The sequence below is a fragment of the Vibrio sp. Y58_MX_L22 genome, from assembly GCF_024181865.1.
GTDB classification, from domain to species: Bacteria; Pseudomonadota; Gammaproteobacteria; order Enterobacterales; family Vibrionaceae; genus Vibrio; species Vibrio alginolyticus.
This window is the reverse complement of the sequence record NZ_JAMZAN010000015.1, coordinates 1-16,746: the sequence shown is the minus strand read 5'-3', so window position 1 is coordinate 16,746 and position 16,746 is coordinate 1. Positions and strand designations below refer to the sequence as shown.

The 16,746-nt window shown below is 45.3% G+C and carries 15 protein-coding genes, 1 rRNA gene and 1 riboswitch; of the genes, 11 read left to right on the top strand and 5 right to left on the bottom strand.

What is annotated here, in order from left to right:
* Positions 1–52 precede the first annotated feature (52 nt).
* Entirely contained in the window at positions 53–463 is a 411-nt protein-coding gene (locus NL626_RS21390; protein WP_005378687.1) for a flagellar basal body-associated protein FliL, read from the bottom strand.
* 161 nt (positions 464–624) lie between these two features.
* Here NL626_RS21390 and NL626_RS21385 point away from each other — a divergent pair, with 161 nt between their 5' ends.
* Together NL626_RS21385 and ubiA are read left to right on the top strand one after the other, a co-directional pair.
* On the top strand, positions 625–1,164 hold the full coding sequence (locus NL626_RS21385) for a chorismate lyase (RefSeq protein WP_170894169.1): 540 nt from the start codon (positions 625–627) through the stop codon (positions 1,162–1,164).
* The gene (ubiA, locus tag NL626_RS21380; RefSeq protein WP_137282439.1) at positions 1,165–2,019 is read left to right on the top strand and encodes a 4-hydroxybenzoate octaprenyltransferase; all 855 of its coding nucleotides are present in this window, start codon (positions 1,165–1,167) and stop codon (positions 2,017–2,019) included.
* 64 nt (positions 2,020–2,083) lie between these two features.
* On the opposite strand, the gene plsB is transcribed toward ubiA, so the two are convergent.
* Entirely contained in the window at positions 2,084–4,510 is a 2,427-nt protein-coding gene (gene plsB, locus NL626_RS21375; RefSeq protein WP_253657712.1) for a glycerol-3-phosphate 1-O-acyltransferase PlsB, read from the bottom strand.
* A 368-nt stretch (positions 4,511–4,878) separates the two neighbouring features.
* Here plsB and lexA point away from each other — a divergent pair, with 368 nt between their 5' ends.
* The 3 genes from lexA (at position 4,879) to dinF (ending at position 7,893) form a co-directional block, all read left to right on the top strand.
* Positions 4,879–5,499, top strand: a complete 621-nt coding sequence (gene lexA, locus NL626_RS21370; protein WP_005378682.1) for a transcriptional repressor LexA — start codon at positions 4,879–4,881, stop codon at positions 5,497–5,499.
* A 194-nt stretch (positions 5,500–5,693) separates the two neighbouring features.
* Positions 5,694–6,488 (top strand): class I SAM-dependent methyltransferase, encoded by a 795-nt coding sequence (locus NL626_RS21365; protein ID WP_005378679.1) that lies wholly within the window; start codon positions 5,694–5,696, stop codon positions 6,486–6,488.
* A gap of 55 nt (positions 6,489–6,543) precedes the next feature.
* Positions 6,544–7,893, top strand: a complete 1,350-nt coding sequence (gene dinF / locus NL626_RS21360; RefSeq protein ID WP_213874964.1) for an MATE family efflux transporter DinF — start codon at positions 6,544–6,546, stop codon at positions 7,891–7,893.
* 57 nt (positions 7,894–7,950) lie between these two features.
* Here dinF and sthA read toward each other — a convergent pair whose 3' ends face one another.
* Complete coding sequence (gene sthA / locus NL626_RS21355; protein ID WP_005389689.1) at positions 7,951–9,381, bottom strand: Si-specific NAD(P)(+) transhydrogenase; 1,431 nt, start codon at positions 9,379–9,381, stop codon at positions 7,951–7,953.
* A gap of 263 nt (positions 9,382–9,644) precedes the next feature.
* Here sthA and fabR point away from each other — a divergent pair, with 263 nt between their 5' ends.
* Together fabR and NL626_RS21345 are read left to right on the top strand one after the other, a co-directional pair.
* Positions 9,645–10,286 carry an HTH-type transcriptional repressor FabR gene (gene fabR, locus NL626_RS21350; protein ID WP_005378632.1) on the top strand — a complete coding sequence of 214 codons (642 nt, stop codon included), beginning with the start codon at positions 9,645–9,647 and terminating at the stop codon, positions 10,284–10,286.
* The gene (locus tag NL626_RS21345) at positions 10,286–10,651 is read left to right on the top strand and encodes a YijD family membrane protein (protein WP_005378634.1); all 366 of its coding nucleotides are present in this window, start codon (positions 10,286–10,288) and stop codon (positions 10,649–10,651) included. The genes fabR and NL626_RS21345 overlap by 1 nt, the downstream gene beginning before the upstream one ends.
* Positions 10,652–10,715: 64 nt before the next feature.
* Here the strand turns inward: NL626_RS21345 and trmA are convergent, their stop codons facing one another.
* Positions 10,716–11,825: a tRNA (uridine(54)-C5)-methyltransferase TrmA gene (trmA, locus tag NL626_RS21340; protein ID WP_033907263.1), complete on the bottom strand. Its 1,110-nt coding sequence runs from the start codon at positions 11,823–11,825 to the stop codon at positions 10,716–10,718.
* Positions 11,826–12,009: 184 nt separating this feature from the next.
* Positions 12,010–12,210: riboswitch (cobalamin riboswitch) on the top strand.
* 55 nt (positions 12,211–12,265) lie between these two features.
* Here trmA and btuB point away from each other — a divergent pair.
* Genes btuB through murI form a run of 3 tightly spaced genes read left to right on the top strand, consistent with a single transcriptional unit; the run spans position 12,266 to position 15,688 of the window.
* Positions 12,266–14,101: a TonB-dependent vitamin B12 receptor gene (gene btuB, locus NL626_RS21335; RefSeq protein WP_253657711.1), complete on the top strand. Its 1,836-nt coding sequence runs from the start codon at positions 12,266–12,268 to the stop codon at positions 14,099–14,101.
* A 59-nt stretch (positions 14,102–14,160) separates the two neighbouring features.
* Positions 14,161–14,853 (top strand): adenine nucleotide alpha hydrolase, encoded by a 693-nt coding sequence (locus tag NL626_RS21330; RefSeq protein WP_167415512.1) that lies wholly within the window; start codon positions 14,161–14,163, stop codon positions 14,851–14,853.
* Positions 14,854–14,884: 31 nt separating this feature from the next.
* Positions 14,885–15,688, top strand: coding sequence for a glutamate racemase (gene murI, locus NL626_RS21325; RefSeq protein ID WP_005389694.1), 804 nt, complete (start codon positions 14,885–14,887; stop codon positions 15,686–15,688).
* On the opposite strand, the gene NL626_RS21320 is transcribed toward murI, so the two are convergent.
* Positions 15,651–16,106 (bottom strand): RNA-binding protein, encoded by a 456-nt coding sequence (locus NL626_RS21320; protein WP_017636066.1) that lies wholly within the window; start codon positions 16,104–16,106, stop codon positions 15,651–15,653. The genes murI and NL626_RS21320 overlap by 38 nt on opposite strands.
* A gap of 553 nt (positions 16,107–16,659) precedes the next feature.
* Between NL626_RS21320 and NL626_RS21315 the strand changes: the two genes are divergently transcribed.
* Positions 16,660–16,746 (top strand): 16S ribosomal RNA (locus NL626_RS21315); the annotation flags it as partial.

Genomic DNA, 16,746 nt, shown 5'->3' with positions numbered 1-16,746 from the left:
TGAAAAGACCGCTCAAGAGCGGTCTTTTTTTATGTTCAAAACGGATTTGGGTTTATTGATAAAGGTATTTTGTAAACAACAAATCGGCAATGATGGTTTTACCTGTTTCAGGCAAAAGCGTTTCGTTGAGGGTCGTCACTAAGGTTTTGCGCAGATCTTCTCGGCCAGACAGGGACTTAATCGTATCTTCTGTTTGCTTACCCAATAATTCAATCACTGCATCGCGAATCAAAGGTTGGTGATGCTCAACAACTGATAAATCTTGTTGACTCATTACCATGATGTCGATGCGCACTTGCACATAACCTAACTTTTTGCCTTTGGTGTAAAAGTTAGTAGTGAGGTCAGGCTCTAGGGTAAAGTATGCCAACTTAGGTCCAGCTTCTTCCGTTTCAGCCCAACTTGGTGCGGCGAATAGTATGGTTAACGCAAAAATAATTTGGGCTATATAACGTTTGTACATATTTCTAACTTTTCTTTCTCTGGATCGCGATATTCGAATCGCTTCAGTCTTGATACAATGGGCCGTCTATAACAAATAACGGAACTTACGGTTACATACATTACTATGGACGGTAAGTTGTTGCTTTATTGTACGCATAAAGCCTCCAATTGAATACTAGTATGAATCAGCCAACATCACTCTATCTTGCTTCTTTATTGGAAGTAGAGTGGCAAAACCCCGAAGAATTCGAATTTCCAAATGAATTTGCCAAGCACTGGCTTGAAGAGCAAGGGTCTTTGTCACGTCGTTTAAAACAGCACTGCCAAGCGTTAACGGTAGAATTGCTACAAAATCAGATCGTCACTGCGGCGACGTTAAAACAGGACGAAAGCCAGTTATTGTCCGAACAAGATTGCTTACTGAGAGAGGTAATTTTGTGTGGTGACAATGATAACTGGGTTATCGGACGGACATTAATTCCTCGCTCAACCTTAGTTGATCAGCAGTATGATTTGGCTCAACAAGGGGATATCCCACTAGGACTAACTGTGTTTAGCGCAGACAACGTTGAGCGAGACTCTTTGCAAATGGGATGGGTAGCCGTACCAGAAGGACATTTGTTAGCGCGACGCTCAAGGTTGTGGATGAATCACAAACCGATGCTGGTCGCCGAGTTATTCTTATCTAATTCACCAGTTTACGCTAAGGAGACAGTGTAAATGTCCGCAGAAAAAGCCAAAGCATATTGGCAACTGATGCGCATGGATCGCCCGATTGGTTCACTGTTACTGATGTGGCCAACGATTTGGGCGCTAATTATCTCAGCCCAAGGGATGCCGAGTTGGGATGTATTTATCGTGTTTGTATTGGGTGTATTCCTAATGCGTAGCGCGGGGTGCGTGATTAATGATTTTGCTGACCGCAAAGTCGACGGCCATGTAAAACGTACCAAACAACGCCCACTGCCATCAGGGAAAGTGACAGCAAAAGAAGCGATTGGATTATTTTTGGTTTTGGGTATCAGCTCGTTTTTGTTAGTGCTGACCATGAACCCGCTGACGATTCAGCTATCCTTCGCTGGCATTGTGTTGGCGTTCATCTATCCATTTATGAAGCGTTACACTCATATTCCGCAGCTATTTTTAGGCTTGGCTTTTAGCTGGGCGATTCCAATGGCGTGGGCTGCACAAACTGGGGAATTACCATTGATTGTTTGGTTTTTGTTCCTCATTAATGCTTTGTGGACCATTGCGTACGACACTCAATATGCGATGGTAGACCGAGATGATGATCTAAAGATTGGCATTAAATCGACGGCAATTCTGTTTGGTCGTCATGACAAGCTTATTATTGGTGTGTTGCAACTGATTACACTCGCGATGTTGGTTTGGTTAGGGCAGTTCTACCAATTGGGACAAAGTTACTACTGGACCCTTTTGATTGTAGCGTCGTTGTTTGTTTATCAGCAGCACTTAATTCGTCACCGTGAGCGTGAGTTGTGCTTTAAGGCTTTCCTTAACAACAATTATGTTGGCATGGTGATAGCGATAGGGTTACTGGTCGCATTTTGGTAAGCGAAGAAATAGAAAAAGGCATCCGATTGGATGCCTTTTTTCTTATTGGAAGAAGGTAAAACGGTTACGACCGAAGTTGGTGAATACTCTCTTCGATCGTCAGTTTCACTTCTGGATAAAGCAGAGTGAACAGTAGCCGTGCAAATTGCTGCGTTTTCTTCGTGTCACAGTCACCTTCGTTATCGAGGTATTTTTGCTGTTTGAGCGTATTGAACATCGCGGTAAACACACCTTTATCGAAGAATTCTGGCGCATTAATACCGTGCAAACGCCCTAGGCGCTGAGCAATATCTTGGCTCTTCTGCTCTAGGTCCGATTTACCGAGTTCAGGGTAAGCAACAAGCAAGTTCATCGCGATAGAGTAGCGTTGCAGCGTTTCAGTTATCGTTCGACCTAACAGAACCAAAGGCTGGTTGTTCGATTGATTGATTTCCAGCTTATCACCATCAAGACTAATCATTTTCTGATCGGCAAATTCATGCAGTGTTTTAACGACCAATTCATCCAACTCGTCTTCTTGGTAACTTAAGAACAGCTCTTTCTTCAAGAATGGGTAGATTTGCGCGACATTCGCTTGAATCTTGGCTACCGAAAGGTTGCGCTGACGAATGAGCATTTGGGCAATTAATGACGGCAGAGCGAACAAGTGAATGATGTTGTTGCGATAGTAAGTCATCAGGATCGATTGGCTACGGTCCAGCGAAATGATGTCACCCATGCTATCGGTTTCAATCACGAACTTATCAAGCGAAATTGCATGATCGACCAACTCCTCAGCACTTTCGGTAGGGATAGTGGAGGTGCTTGAGTACGGATTATTTTTGAGTAGCTTTAAGTAACACTCGATCTGATTGATCAGCGAGTCACGAGAAAGTGCACGTTGACGAGAAGCAAGCAGTGCGGTTGCACACAAGGTCAACGCGTTTGCTGCCGCCGCATCATTGATGTGCGTCATCATCTTATTAGCAAGGTCGTTGACCACAGGATTCATCCATTGTGGTTTGTTACCACCCATGCTGTCGATGTCTTTCGTCCACTCAGGAGCATGCTCGTTCAAGTATTGGTTGAGCTGAATTGGCTCACCGAAGTTCACATAGCCCAAACCAAAGTTACGCAGTTTACGCAGAGTACGCAGTACAAGCCCTGCGTTTTCTTTCTCTTTGCGTTTGCCACGCAGCTCTTTCGCGTAAGTGCCCACTTCCATTACGTGCTCGTAGCCGATGTAGACCGGCACTAGCGTTACTGGGCGGTTTAAACCACGTAGCATTGCTTGGATGGTCATAGCTAGCATACCCGTTTTCGCTTGCAGTAAGCGACCTGTACGTGAACGACCACCCTCACTGAAGTACTCGACTGAATAGCCTTTGGCAAACAGCTCAGCTAGATACTCACGGAAAATGGTTGAGTACAGTTTGTTGCCTTTAAAACTACGACGAATAAAGAACGCCCCACCACGACGGAAAAGCGGACCGGCCGGGAAGAAGTTCAAGTTAATGCCTGCCGCAATGTGCGGAGGCACCATGCCTTCATGGTATAAAACATAAGACAACAGCAGGTAGTCCATGTGACTACGGTGACACGGAACGTACACAATTTCGTGGCCGTCTTGCGCTAAACGACGCACAGTCGAGGCGTTATTGATGTGCAAACCTTGGTATAGTTTTGTCCATAACCAACTCAGGATGCGGTCGCCGTTTTTCACCAGACTATAGGAGAAGTCGGCAGCGATTTCATCCATGATGTCGTGGGCTTCTTTACGTGCCTTATCAATCGAGATGTTTTTGCTCTTGGCTTCGTCAGCAATCGCCAGTTCAATAGCTGGAGATTTTAGTAAACGAGCAAACAACACTTGGCGTTGTGGCAGGTTTGGGCCTGATGCAGCCAGTTTCTGGCGTGAGAAGTGGATACGCGCCACGCGAGCCAGTTTGTGCGCAATTGCGCTGTCGGTACCGTGAGAGTCTGCCATATAACGCAGAGATACCACGGGACTAAAGCGAACTAAGCAGTCGCGTCCCGCCGCCATTACTGCTTTGGCTTTTTGCGGACCATTCATCGGTTGAAGGTAAGGCTTTTGGTTCTCTTCTTTACCTGGCTTACGACCCCAAAGCACGGTTGCAGGGATCATTTGAACATCCAACTCACTATCCAGCTTGTGCAGTTCCAGTAAGTCAGTGAACAGAGAAACAGAATCGGTTGGGACATCATTATCGTTGTTCATCACAGTTGGACGCGCAGCGATAAAGACGAAACGGTTCAGCGTTTTGCCATTGATTTCCAGCGGGCTGAGCGGGTCGGGTAGACCAAGGCTCATGGCTTGTTTTTGCAGTGTCAGCAAATCCACGTTCGAGCGGAACGGCAGGGCATATACAATCGGTTTAGTTAGGTCGATGTTCAGATCTTCAATCGGGTTCGACGGGATTGTGGTGCCCTTTACCAGTACCGATAAAGGTAGTTTTAGTAATGAACGTGAAAATGATTGTCCAGAAGACATAAAGTTCACAGCCTCAATAGGTATTCAAACAGGCCTAACCTTATTTCAGTTTCCGCTTTGCATGTCTTCTCTATAAAAAGAGATGAGTAGGGCAATAGAAATAAGCCTAGGCGATAAAATTTAAGCGCTGCAAGGATACCAGAAACTGGTCAAACCTTTTAATTTTATTGGCTGTAAATTAGTCGAACCCCTAAGTTATTGCTTTGACTTGATTAACTGAAAAGTCGGTGTTTTAAACGAATAAAGAATGAACTTAATCGGTAAGCTGAAAGCTCTCCACAAATAAATTAAAAAACAACCAATTGGGTTTTCATTTGAGCATTTACTGGATATACTCACAGTTAACTGTATAAAAAGACAGGTGAGACATGAAGCCGTTAACGCCACGCCAACAACAAGTCTTCGATTTGATTAAAAGTAAAATCGATGACACCGGAATGCCACCAACTCGTGCAGAGATTGCGCGTGAGCTTGGCTTCCGCTCTGCGAATGCCGCAGAGGAACACCTAAAAGCGCTTGCTCGTAAGCAAGCAATTGAAATTATTCCAGGCGCTTCTCGTGGGATTCGTATCCTGCTTGAAGACGCAGCCAATGATGAGCAGGGTTTGCCATTGATTGGTCAAGTTGCAGCGGGTGAGCCAATCTTGGCTCAAGAGCACGTAGAGGCGCACTACCAAGTCGATCCTGCGATGTTCAAACCGCAAGCGGATTTCTTACTTCGTGTAAATGGCGAGAGTATGAAAGACATCGGGATTATGGATGGCGATCTGCTCGCGGTGCATAAAACCCAAGACGTGAGAGACGGTCAAGTTGTCGTTGCGCGTGTTGATGATGATGTGACTGTGAAGCGTTTGGAGCGCAAAGGCTCAACCATATTACTGCATGCTGAGAATGAAGAGTTTGCCCCAATCCAAGTGGACTTAACGTCTCAGCACCTTACGATTGAAGGCTTAGCCGTTGGTATTATTCGTAATACCGATTGGATGTAAGTGTATTTAAGCAGCCCAGTTGATCTGGGCTGTTTTGTCTTTTCTCTTCTTTTCTCTTTTTCTACTTCCTCCAAAAGCTTGCTCATCATCTTGACCTTGTTTGTTTTGGCCAATTTATAAGCTTGATAATGTAATTGATATTCATTATCATCTTTATTAATGTCTATGTTTTCTCTCTGGCGCAGGAAATGCCCATGTCTCAGTCTAAACATCAAGTTCCTAACCATCTATTGAAGCCACTGTTATTGCGTAGCCGTGAAAGCATGGTCGACAATGGCTTGGTGTACGATCCGATAGCTGCTAAAGCGTGTTTGAGCTGTAAGATGGCGCCGGATTGTTTAAGTGGTGATATTGCGCAGAAGCAATTGCTGCACGTGACGCTGACTCAGCTTTGTGACCAGCAGGTTAGTCACTTCTTACAGCAGTATCCCGATGCTTGGATAATCAATGTCGGAGCGGGGCTGGATACCCGCTTTTATCGTTTGGATAATGGACGCTGCCATTGGATAGAGCTGGATGTGACGGAAAATTTGGTATGGCGTCAGCGCTTGTTCCACAAAAATGAACGCTATGAACATCGCTGTGGCAGTGTGGATGAAATGTCGTGGCTAGAGACGTTAGCCATTCCAGAGCAAGCACCAGTACTCATTTTATGTGAAATGGCACTGCTCGATTGCACAGAGCGCCAAGTCGCGAAATTTATTCAAACCTTGGGTCGACATTTTGTCTCTGCTGAACTGTGTATGGTGCTGGCAGGAGATTTAACGGAAACCAAGTGGGGGCAAAAGCTTGGCTCTGATCGTTATGCTCATGGCTTTGAAGCGCCTGCAGCACAGATATTGCAATGGTTACCATGGGCACAATGGGTGAAAGCTTTCTCGCCATTCGATAGATTCTGTTCTCGTTGGAAAGCTTGGCAGCGTTGGCTTAATAAGATTCCAATGTTGAAGCATCGCCTCACGCCAGTCCTCGTTCACATCAAGTGGTAATTGGCTAGTCGTTAAGCGCTCAGGTACACTCGTCGATCTTACTGATGAGGTGCCTGTGACAAATTCAATCTTCTCTCCTTTATCTAACCCAAAAGTTCATCGCCAAGTTTTAGCTTTAGCGATACCTATGGTGCTGTCGAATATTACTGTTCCATTGCTCGGTTTGGTCGATGCTGCGGTGATTGGTCATCTAGACCACGCTTGGTATTTGGGTGGTGTTGCGTTGGGCAGCACCATGATCAGCGTGACGTTTTGGCTGCTTGGTTTTTTGCGTATGTCGACTACTGGGTTGGCGGCGCAGTCCTATGGCGGTGAAGACCGAAAGCAACTTGCCTTGGTGTTTATGCAAGGCTCACTTATGGCGCTGCTGTTTGCGTTAGTCTTCCTTATTGCCCATACCCCGATAGCTGATTTGATCTTTGGTTGGAGTGACGCCAGCGCAGAGGTAAAACACTACGGTATGCAATATTTCTCTATCCGTGTGTGGAGTGCCCCCGCTGCGCTAATGAACTTTGTGTTGTTGGGGTGGCTGCTCGGGACGCAAAATTCCAAAGCACCAATGTGGATGGTGATCATCACCAACGTGACTAATATCGCCCTCGATTTGTTGTTTGTGATTGGTTTGGGGTGGAAAGTAGAAGGCGCTGCGCTGGCATCGGTGATTGCTGACTACTCAGGCATGGGTTTTGGTCTCATGTGTGTTTGGAAAACCTGGCGAGAGAGGCAATTACCATCACCTCAAAAGTTGCTAACCAGCACTCAACACGGTTTAGGGCGCTTCGTGAAATTGAATCGTGATATTTTCTTACGCTCTTTGTGTCTGCAAGCGGCTTTTAGCTTTATGACGTTCCAAGGCGCGAGCTTTGGTGATGAGGTTGTCGCTGCAAATGCGGTTCTGATGAGCTTCCTGATGATTATCTCGTATGGCATGGATGGCTTTGCTTACGCAATGGAGGCCATGGTCGGGAAGGCGATTGGTGCCAAAGATAGGCAACAATTGAGTGCATCGCTTGTCGGCACTTTCTTTTGGAGTTTGGTTATTTGCTTAGGACTGACCGCGCTCTTTGGTTTGGCGGGATCGCAGTTGATCGCCATGATCACTTCAATTGAGGCGGTACAAAAGCAAGCAGCGGTGTATCTACCTTGGCTGGTGGTGATGCCACTTGCGTCGATGTGGTGCTTTCTATTGGATGGCATTTTTGTCGGTGCAACCAAAGGCAAAGACATGCGCAATAGTATGTTTGTCGCGACCAGCAGCTTCTTCGTTGTCTTTTACTTATTCGCCGAGTGGGAAAATCACGCGCTGTGGTTTGCAATGACGAGCTTTATGTTGATGCGGGGTATTGGTTTAGGGGTTATCTTTCTCTACCAATGGCACAAGGATACCTTCCTAGCACAATGTTGATATAAAAACAGCAGGTCCAAGCCTGCTGTTTTTCTGTCTGCTATCAAGAAGCATCGATTAGAACAAGCGGTTCAAACCATTCAACGCAGCGACACGATACGCTTCGGCCATTGTTGGATAGTTGAAGGTGGTATTGACGAAATACTCGATGGTATTCGCTGAGCCTTTTTGCTCCATAATGGCTTGACCGATGTGGATAATTTCCGCGGCACGTTCGCCAAAACAGTGAATCCCTAAAATTTCTTTGGTTTCACGATGGAACAATATCTTCAAGCTACCGATGTCTTTTCCTGCGATCTGTGCACGAGCTAGATGCTTGAACGAAGAGCGTCCTACTTCATACGGTACTTTCGCAGCTGTTAGCTCTTGCTCGGTTTTACCCACAGAGCTAATCTCTGGGATGGTGTAGATACCCGTTGGAATATCATCAATCAGGTAGTTTTCTGCCTGACCTTTCGTAATGGCTTGTGCGACAAATCGCCCTTGGTCATAAGCGGCGCTTGCAAGGCTAGGGTAACCGATGACATCGCCTACAGCGTAAATGTGTTCGATATCGGTTTGGTAGTTACGGTTTACTTTTAGTTGTCCGCGAGAGTCCGCTTCCAGACCCACTGCACCCAAATTCAACTTATCGGTGTTACCTGTTCGACCATTCGCATACAACAAGCAGTCTGCCTTCATCTTCTTGCCAGATTGTAGGTGAATAATCACGCCATCTTCTGTGCCTTCGATTTTTTCATAGGTCTCATCATTACGAATTACCACACCGCTGTTCCAGAAGTGGTAAGACAGCGCATCTGACACTTCGTTATCCAAAAACTCCAACAAGCGGTCTCGGGTATTGATAAGGTCGGTTTTCACTCCAAGTCCGCGGAAGATAGAAGCGTATTCACAACCGATAACGCCCGCACCGTAAATGATGATATGGCGAGGGTCGTGTTTCAGGCTCAAAATGGAATCACTGTCGTAGATGCGCTCATGCAAGAAATCTACGTCGTTAGGCTGATACGGACGAGAACCCGTCGCGATGACAAACTTATCTGCAGAATAGATTTCTTCTGTACCGTCGCTTTGCATCACTGCAATTGAGTAGTTATCGATAAATCGCGCGGTTCCGAACAAAAGTGTGCATGAGTTACGGTCATAAAAGCCCTGACGAAGTCGAGTTTGCTTATCAATGACCGATTTAGCATGACCTAAAATGTCAGAAAATGTTGCATGAACGCTGGTGTTGTTTCGACAAAATAGCGGGTTGCTATTAAATTCGATGATGCGGCTAACGGCATGACGCAGTGCTTTTGATGGAATGGTACCCCAGTGAGTACAACCGCCGCCGACACTGCTTTCTTTCTCGACAATGGCAACATTCAGTCCCGCTTTGGTTAATCCCATTGCAGCCCCTTCTCCGCCAGGGCCACTACCGATTACGATCACGTCATAGTGATTAACATGCGCCATGATGCCTTCCTTGTTATATTTGCTTAACATTGCTTTAGCGCGATTTTAACTCATTTACTCTATTGGTACACGTCATGCCTGTTAGAGAGTGGAAGTGATCACGCAGAATCGACCAAAAGGGTGATTTGGTATGTTGTATGTCTATAAATTGCATCTAGAACATTGCAATTAGATGCATGCCAATAGTAACGTTCTCGGCGCTCAGAGCGAGCGAAGCAACATATCTTTCTCCGTAGGAGCAAATTGCGTTATATTGAGGCTCTTGTACCCTACAGAAAAAGAGCAAGTTAAGAATGAAATCGATGGGAATCCGCGCACAGCAAAAAGAGAAGACACGTCGATCATTGATCGATGCGGCATTTAGTCAATTAAGTGCGGATCGCAGCTTTTCCAGCCTTAGCTTGCGAGAAGTCGCCCGAGAGGCAGGGATTGCACCGACTTCTTTTTACCGCCACTTCAAAGATATGGATGAGCTAGGCTTAACTATGGTCGATGAAGGCGGTTTGCTACTACGTCAACTGATGCGTCAGGCGCGTCAACGTATTGTGAAAGAAGGTAGCGTAATTCGTACCTCGGTCGAAACCTTTATGGAATTCATTGAAAGTAGTCCGAACGTTTTTCGTTTGTTGTTGCGTGAGCGCTCCGGCACTTCTGCTGAATTTCGTACCGCTGTTGCTCGAGAAATCCAGCATTTTGCGGCAGAATTAACCGAGTATTTAATGAGCACCGGCGTGACCAGAGAAGAGGCGTATACTCAAGCAGAAGCGTCTGTGACTTTGGTTTTCAGTTCGGGGGCTGAAGCTTTAGATTTAGATCGACGTGAGCGCGATGAACTCGCCGAGCGATTGATCATGCAATTGCGAATGATAGCCAAAGGGGCCTATTGGTATCGCAAAGAACGTGAACGTAACCGATTAAAAGGCGGGATAGAATAATGTCGAATGGAAATAAATCTGAAAAGAAAACGCTGATTTTGGCACTGGTTGCAGGTATGTGTGGTGATGCTTTGTTGTCATGGTTGACCATGAGTGAAGTGTCTTTTTCAATCTTCCCATTGATTGCACTCGTACTGGCTGTACAAGCTCTTTACCAAGAGTACCTAAATAATCCGGTATCAGAAGATATCCCATTAGTTGGCTTGGCGTGTTTCTTCGTAGGTGCGTTTGGTCACTCTGCGTTTATTAAAGCGCAATACCCAGAAGCAGGCTCAAACTTCTTCGCGATCATGGTTTCAATGATCTTACTCGCATGGATTGGTAAGAAGCTAGGTTTTGTCAGCAAGAAGACTTCTGCGGAATAAGCAAACGAATCAAATTAAAAAAAGCGAGCCATTGAGCTCGCTTTTTTTGTCTGAAGCTGGTGGACTAAGCTTTACGTTCCAATAGCACGCCAGCTTCCATGTGGTGGGTATAAGGGAATTGGTCAAACAGAGCAAAACGCGTCACGTTGTGTGTTTCGCATAGAATGTCCAAGTTCTCTTTTAGAGTCTCAGGGTTACAAGAGATGTACATGATGCGCTCGTAACCTTGCACCATTTTACAAGTATCGACATCCATCCCAGCACGTGGTGGATCGACAAAAATCGTGTTGCAGTTGTAGCTCTTCAGATCCACACCTGCATCTTGTAGACGACGGAATTCACGCTTACCTTCGATCGCTTGAGTAAATTCCTCTGCCGATAGACGTAAGATTTGTACGTTATCAATCTTATTGGCGGCGATGTTGTACTGTGCAGATACCACAGATGGCTTCGCTAGCTCAGTTGCCAGTACGCGGTCGAAATTCTGTGCCAACGCCAGCGAGAAGTTACCGTTACCACAGTAAAGTTCTAGTAGGTCACCAGTGCTTTCTTGGGTACAGTCGACAGCCCATTCCAGCATCTTCTCTGCGACTTTGCCGTTCGGCTGAGTGAAGCTGTTCTCTACTTGTTGGTAGATGTAGCTTTGACCATTTACATCGAGCTTCTCGATCACGTAGTCGCGGTCTAGGACAATCTTCATCTTACGAGCACGACCAATGATGTTTAGATTGAAGCCTTCATCATTTAAACGCTGTTTAAGGGCTTTCGCGTTTTCAATCCACTCTTCATCAAGTTGGCGATGGTAAAGGAGTGAAACCAGAATCTCACCACTTAGTGTCGATAGGAAATCCACCTGGAACAGTTTACGACGTAGTGAGTCGTTGTCTTTCATCGCTTCAACCAATAGCGGCATCAGGTCGTTGATCAGACGGCTTGCTGCAGGGAATTGGTCAACACGGTACTTCTCACGAGTTTCTTGGTTGAACATGATGTAGTAAAGATCTTCGCCTTCATGCCAAACACGGAACTCAGCACGCATGCGGTAGTGCTGCTCTGGTGATTCAAACACTTCCAGTTCTGGCATGTTGTATGGCGCGAACATATCCGTGAGACGTTCGACTTTTTCAGCCAGTTGTTCTTGGTAGCGTTGTGGGTTTACATCAAGAGTAGCCATGATCTTACCTTTTATGGTGCATTCAATTTAAGAGCGCAGATTTTATTCAATCTCAATAGGATGTCCAGTTTTGTACTGGAATTGATTTAAAGATAGTGCGTACAGGCAGAGTAGAAAGCAAAATCAATCAAAACGTTACAACTTCTAAGGGCAATATTGGCTGGACAAATAATCAATAGCTGAATAATATTTGCCTCAAGTTGGTGCTATCTAGCAATCTAGATGGCTGAAATGGGAATCTGGTGTGAATCCAGAACTGACGCGCAGCGGTAAAAGAGAACGAACGCTCATCAGACACTGCATTAGTTTATGTGGGAAGTCGAGCAAGTAGGCGGTACACCCGTGCTCTTGAGTCCGAATACCTGCCAACAACTGAGCCACAGCACTGGACTGTCATGATGACAGGGCTCGGAAGGAATTACGCGATTTAGGACAATACAATGAGAAAATCCGCTCTGGCGATAACTTTGGCATCGCTGCTTTCACCTGTCTCTTATCTACAGGCCCAAGAAACCTCCACTGACGAAACCATCGTTGTTACTGCAAACCGTTTTGAGCAAGCCGAAAGCCGTACGTTGGCAGATGTCGAAGTAGTTACTCGACAAGACATCGATCGCATTCAAGCGAAAACCCTACCAGATGTATTGCGTCGCCTTACGGGGATTCAAGTTTCACAAAATGGTGGTCGTGGTCAGTTAGCGTCTTTATTTGTTCGTGGAACCAGTTCCGACCAAGTTTTAGTACTGGTTGATGGCGTACGTTTTGCACGAGCAGCGAAGGGCGCTGTGGACTTTAACCAAATCCCACTTACTTACGTTCAACGTATTGAGTACGTACGTGGTGCGCGTGCGTCACTTTATGGCTCAGAAGCGATTGGTGGCGTGATCAATATCATCACCATTGCGCGTGCTGACGAAGAAGGAACGAAGTTAAGTGCGGGTTTAGGTAGTTTAGATTATCAAGAATTGAGTGTGGCATCTGGTATTAAAGTCACAGAGAGCGGCCAGCTAAATATCGCGCTTGGTAGTGAAAGTGATGATGGTTATAACGTTCGTCCTGTACCGGGAGTTAATGACGGTGATCGCCATGGCTTTGATACAAAGAATGGTCTGCTAGGTTACGTGCATAACTTCAATGACCAGTGGTCTGCATTTGGTAACCTACGTGCTTACGAAAATGTTTATCAATATGACAGCAGCTACGGCAGTCGCGGTTACTACGAAGCAGAAAAAGATGATCTTTCTGTCACTCTGGGCGGTAAGTATCAGTCTGATAATGTGATGTCAGAACTACAAGTAACGGCACAGAAACAGAAGTCTTGGAACTATGAGCAAGCAAAAGGCAAACACTCAGGTACTGAAGATGAACTTGAGCAGCAAAATGTCCAGTGGACCAACAGTTACTTGCTAAACAACAATACGACGTTGGCTGGTGGTATTGATTGGCGCAACGAGTCTTATAAAGACAAGAGTGCGAATAAAACGTTTGATCGTACCAATGGCGCTCTGTTTGGTATGGCAACCACCAGTATTGATAAAGCAATGCTTGAGGGCAGTGCTCGCCTTGATGATAACGAAGAATACGGTAGTGAGTTCACTTACAGCTTAGCGGTTGGTTACCAGTTTGTGCCAGAGTTTGGGGTTAAAGCTTCTTTTGGTACTGCGTTTAAGGCTCCAAACCTATATCAACAGTATGACCCAACATACGGTGAGAAAGATCTTAAGCCGGAAGAGTCAGATGCTTGGGAGCTAGCATTCAGCGGTGATGTCCAAGGCGTTTTTTGGTCCGTAACGGGTTATGACTATAAAATCACGAATCTTATCGATTACCATCCAACCACATACAAATATTTGAATGTCGATGGTGAAACACATATCCAAGGTGTGGAGCTTGTTGCTGAGTTTGATACAGGGATTGTGCAGCACCAGTTGAGTGCAGATTACAAAGATGCTGAAGACGATAAAGGGCATCAGTTGCAGCGCCGCGCTAAAGAAATGTATAAGTGGAATGCTTTAGTGAGCTTCGATAAAGTGGATTGGTCGGTTAGCTATCAGTACGTCGGTAAGCGTCCAGATGTGGATTACAGCACTTGGCCTTCACAAGATATCACGCTTTCTTCTTACTCGTTGGTTGATACGGCAGTGACTTACTATCCGAATGAGTCGACCTCTATTAGCGCTCGTATCGATAATCTACTTGATGAAGAGTATGAGATGGCAAAAGGTTACCCCGCTGCAGAGCGAGCGTACTATATCAACGTTGGCTACGAATTCTAATCGTGAATGAGCACAAACCGCCTTCGGGCGGTTTTTAATATTTTGTGGTGGAAAATCGAATGAAGAAACCCAAGCGAGTGGTGATCAGTTGGTCCAGTGGTAAAGATTCGACATTAACGCTTGAGCGCCTTAACGAGAATCCAAATTATCAAGTTGTCGGTTTGTACACGACTTACGTAGGGAAAGAAGTCCCTTTCCAAGCAACTCCGCTTGAAGTCGTACAAATGCAAGCAGACTTACTTGCGCTTCCGCTCATTACTATCGAGCTACCTGAAATCTTTCCAAGTAACGACATTTATCAATCGACCATCGTTAATGTATTACAAAGTAGTGGTCTGAACATAGAAGCTGTCGCATTTGGTGATATGTTTTGTAATGGCATTGCCGATTACCGACGCAGCTATATTGAACCTGTTGGCTGGGAATGCGTCTTTCCTCTATTAGGGGACAGCAGCGAAAAACTAGCGATGGAAATCATAGAGCGTGGTATTCAAACTATGTTAATCACCATCGACGGAAGAGTTCTCCCTCCAGAATGGTGTGGTCGCTGGTATGACAAAGCCCTAATAGAGTCATTACCAAGTCAAATTGATCCCTGTGGGGAAAATGGTGAATTTCACACATTGGTCACGTCTTCGCCATCTTTTCAAGGACATATCGAGTTGACGAAGCGAGATGTAGAATCTGGAGATAGATTCAGCCATCAAAGATACCATGCTAAAGCATTGCCAAAACAAATCTACGCAGTATGATCGCAACGTTTCTGTTCTTTAGGTAAGGCTCGTGCGAGTAGCAAGTAAGAAAAAAGTCCTAGTTTTTGACTCCGGTGTTGGTGGCCTTTCTGTATTCCAAGAGATACATCGCCTATTGCCCCAGCTAGACTACTTATACTTATTCGATAATCAGGCTTACCCTTATGGTGAACTCGATCAGGCTGTACTCATTTCACGAGTTAACCAACTGGTCTCTTCATTAGTCGAAGAACACCAAGTCGACATTGTCGTCATTGCTTGCAACACGGCGAGCACCATAGTGCTTCCTTCCTTACGCGAAAATTTATCGATTCCCGTTGTTGGTGTTGTCCCTGCGATTAAACCCGCATCGCTTTTAGCATCAAAAGGGGTAGGGCTGATCGCCACTCCGGCGACAGTAACACGCCAATATACTCACGAGTTAATACGGGACTTTGCGCAAGGCAAACCAGTTGAGCTGGTGGGATCAACTCGCTTGGTAGATATGGCCGAAGAGAAGTTGCGAGGCAACAGCGTTTCTCTCGACGAACTGACAAATATCCTGCTTCCCCTTCGCGATAAAGTCGATGTTGCGGTGCTCGGTTGTACTCACTTCCCTTTAATCAAAGAGGAGATTCATCAAGCTTTGGGTGGGGACGTTACTTTAATTGATTCAGGCGCAGCGATTGCACGTCGAGTAAAAGCATTGCTATTAAGTGATGAAATTGAGGATACAGAAGAGGGAAGTAAGTCGATTTATGCCAGTGCAACTCCTTGGCAGGAAGATGCACTGAACATTTGTTTAAAGAAGCTAGGTTTTAATCCTGTTCAGGTTTACCACCATCCGGATGTTTAGGATCGTTCGCAATTCTCACTTTTAGCGTTCTCTCCATATATTCCTTTTCATTAAGTTTAGCGATAGCTGGCTTGGCATCTGCCGCAGCCATCACTACAAAACCAAACCCTCTTCTTTTTCCAGTACGCTTATCTTTCATTAATCGTACCGCATAGACCTGTCCATATTCAGCAAACAAATCGCGAACATGACTCTCATTGGCCTTATAAGGAAGGTTGCCGACATACAGCGTTTTAGTTGAAGGATCAGGATCCGAAGATTGAAGAACAGGTGTTTTGCTAGAAAATGAAAAAAGAAAAGCAGTAGCGATAACACCAATGAGGAAGCTCAAGGCTGGTGGGATGATGAATTGAGAGAAGATGATTCCCCCAACGATGGCCAGCCCAACACATAAAATCAGATTTTTTTTAGACGTCATTTTAATTACTACACATAGTGATAAAGAGATCGATTGTCCATTAACAGAATAGACACATGAATCTTACGTATATGGTTGGTGTTTTTCCAACCAATTGCTGTGATATGTCTCAAATGTGACGAAGAAATATGCAAATATCGCACTTTTGGATAATTTGTGACCGGTTGGTTTTTTATTTGCAAAAAACGCTTGTACTAATTTCTCAACTCCCTATACTGCGCATCCACCGACACGGAGTGAGACGAAAGTCACACAGCGAGTCGGAATTGAGAGAAAAGAAATTTGAAAAAAATGCTTGACTCTCTCACGGTGTGAAGTAAGATACGCACCCCTAACGACGAGCAACTAAGTTGCTGAAAATGTTAGAAAAGCTCTTTAAAAATAAGAACCTATCAATCTGTGTGGGCACTCGTTGATGATAATCCAATTCGATACCTCGGTATCAAATTAGGTTTCAATGAAACGAAGTGACCATTGAATCGAAAGATTCAGCACAGTCAATTCAAACATTACTTATGTAATGTTCAGTATTCATTGAGCCGAACAAAATCTTAAATTGAAGAGTTTGATCATGGCTCAGATTGAACGCTGGCGGCAGGCCTAACACATGCAAGTCGAGCGGAAACGAGTTATCTGAACC

What these genes read in the sequence shown, in the direction of transcription:
- NL626_RS21390 (WP_005378687.1), bottom strand. Translation starts at nt 463, where the DNA reads ATGTACAAACGTTATATAGCCCAAATTATTTTTGCGTTAACCATACTA.
- NL626_RS21385 (WP_170894169.1), top strand. Translation starts at nt 625, where the DNA reads ATGAATCAGCCAACATCACTCTATCTTGCTTCTTTATTGGAAGTAGAG.
- ubiA (WP_137282439.1), top strand. Translation starts at nt 1,165, where the DNA reads ATGTCCGCAGAAAAAGCCAAAGCATATTGGCAACTGATGCGCATGGAT.
- plsB (WP_253657712.1), bottom strand. Translation starts at nt 4,510, where the DNA reads ATGTCTTCTGGACAATCATTTTCACGTTCATTACTAAAACTACCTTTA.
- lexA (WP_005378682.1), top strand. Translation starts at nt 4,879, where the DNA reads ATGAAGCCGTTAACGCCACGCCAACAACAAGTCTTCGATTTGATTAAA.
- NL626_RS21365 (WP_005378679.1), top strand. Translation starts at nt 5,694, where the DNA reads ATGTCTCAGTCTAAACATCAAGTTCCTAACCATCTATTGAAGCCACTG.
- sthA (WP_005389689.1), bottom strand. Translation starts at nt 9,381, where the DNA reads ATGTTAAGCAAATATAACAAGGAAGGCATCATGGCGCATGTTAATCAC.
- fabR (WP_005378632.1), top strand. Translation starts at nt 9,645, where the DNA reads ATGAAATCGATGGGAATCCGCGCACAGCAAAAAGAGAAGACACGTCGA.
- NL626_RS21345 (WP_005378634.1), top strand. Translation starts at nt 10,286, where the DNA reads ATGTCGAATGGAAATAAATCTGAAAAGAAAACGCTGATTTTGGCACTG.
- trmA (WP_033907263.1), bottom strand. Translation starts at nt 11,825, where the DNA reads ATGGCTACTCTTGATGTAAACCCACAACGCTACCAAGAACAACTGGCT.
- btuB (WP_253657711.1), top strand. Translation starts at nt 12,266, where the DNA reads ATGAGAAAATCCGCTCTGGCGATAACTTTGGCATCGCTGCTTTCACCT.
- NL626_RS21330 (WP_167415512.1), top strand. Translation starts at nt 14,161, where the DNA reads ATGAAGAAACCCAAGCGAGTGGTGATCAGTTGGTCCAGTGGTAAAGAT.
- NL626_RS21320 (WP_017636066.1), bottom strand. Translation starts at nt 16,106, where the DNA reads ATGACGTCTAAAAAAAATCTGATTTTATGTGTTGGGCTGGCCATCGTT.